We start from the raw sequence: 1,902 nt of genomic DNA, 5'->3' as shown, positions 1-1,902 counted from the left end.
GCCTGTCCAAGTTTAGCGATGTTAGTTGGGTTAGGGCATCTAGTGCCTTGCTACCATTATAGAGAGCCATATATTCGACGTCGTGAATATTCGTCACATTCATATTTTTCAAGGTATTAATTAAGTTTTCTGTCGTCACATGTGTATGCTGGTCATCAAGTTTGGCTTCCAGTAAACGGTACACAAGCAGCGCAGTATAGCAGATCATGAAGTGAGCTCTAATGCGATTTGGCAGACGGTGGTTTACAGGTCTTCCGGTAAAATTTGTTTTCATGATTCGAAAACAGTCTTCAATCTGATATCTTTTGTGGGATACAGCCAATATATCTTTAGCTGGATCCAGAAGATTTGTGGCGACCGCATAATAACCATCATATTTTTCTTCTTCAGCAATCTTTGTTTCGTCAAGTATATATGCGACCGTTGCTTTTTCTACTGAGTTTGTGCTGGCTACGCGTTTCAGAAATCGCTTCACATCATTCGGTCCTTTCTTGATTTCTTCGGGATCTTTCATACCTAAGAGTTTCCTGGCACGTTCAATCTGACGGTTTCGCACAGCCCTCTGGTATTCCATCATCTTTCGCGAGAAAGTGATAATCAGTCTCTGTTTCAGCTGTCCTGTTGTTTTTACACGTTTTGTTTTGCCATTTTTTAAAGTTTTTTCTTCATACAGTCCAAGATCAATAGCTTTGTCTGCAATAATCACTTTATAGGCAGAATCATTGTACAGTTCTCGGTTTTCTATCTCATATCTGTCAAAAGTTTTCATATCGCTGATTGCGACAGCGGAGTCATCTGAGAGAAGATGATAATCATAGTCGTTGAACACGGCCTTTTTGAGTGTGTCACTCAGTTTTTTTATAGATTGAGTGACAATAAAGGCTCTGCCGCCCATACTGTTGAATTTGCGGATGTTATAGGAACCAAGCCCCGCATCTGCACAATAAATGAATTGGGCATTATCCAGCATTTTCATAACTTCTTTTTCTAATGGGACAGCGGTAATCTGTTCGCTTGTATTTCCACAATGCAGGCACATGCTGACTGGGATTCCCCTGCTATCCATGAAAAGTCCCATTTCCACAATGGGATTTGAACGGTGTTCTTTACTTAAGCCATATTTTCTCAGACCATTGATAATCTCACCAGTCACTTCATCGACGATGTCTTCGTCAGGCTGTTCACATTCAAAGTAAAAGTTTGTGCAATCATAGTATAGGACAGATGAATCTCGCTTAATGACAGAATTGCTGTTTTTGTAAAGCCATGTCAGATAAGTGTCGTAATTCGCTTCCAAGATATCCATGAATCTAAGAATATGCTGGTAATCAAACTCCGGCTGTTCAAAGTAGGAAGCGAGACGATTCCAGGTAGCGTGTTTGGATTTGGGATCTAAAATCCTTGCATAAGTAAGGAAACGAGCGATTGTAAAACAATCAAAAGTATTTTTGCGGTCATTTGTTATCTCATGAAAGAACTCCTTGAGATTCAATTCTTTCATGATGTCCTGAAGAAAGAAATACCCAATATTCAACCAGTTGGAAGCCGATGCTTCATCAGCAGAAGGTCTGACCCTTTCGTTAAAATCGGCAGTCAGATTGAAAGAGACTTTGCCAACGCGGTATTCCTCATTCATCTTTTTGATTTGTTCTCTCACATAGAGTTCAGGATCATCTGTGACCTTCAATAACTCGGAGTGTTTTCCAAAGTTTTTAATATTTCTGGTGGTTGTTTTCTTTCCATTACGGATTCCCTGCTGTGCATAATAAGTGGGATCCTTTAGTCGTTTATCAAAGTATATTTTCATAAATGCATCACCCCTGTAATTATTATACCATATAAATACAACACATACAACATAAAAATAGTAAAAATTTGACAAAAAAATAAGCCTGTATCAAG

The 1,902-nt window shown here is 39.0% G+C and carries 1 protein-coding gene; it reads right to left on the bottom strand.

Annotated elements, in window-relative coordinates:
- Positions 1–1,807: IS1634 family transposase (locus RHS_RS29605; RefSeq protein ID WP_047835264.1), on the bottom strand; the 1,807-nt coding region annotated here is incomplete at its 3' end.
- Positions 1,808–1,902 lie beyond the last annotated feature (95 nt).

Origin of the sequence: Robinsoniella sp. RHS (assembly GCF_001029355.1) — a bacterium.
GTDB lineage: Bacteria > Bacillota > Clostridia > Lachnospirales > Lachnospiraceae > Robinsoniella > Robinsoniella peoriensis.
This window is presented reverse-complemented; position numbering and strand designations above follow the sequence as displayed.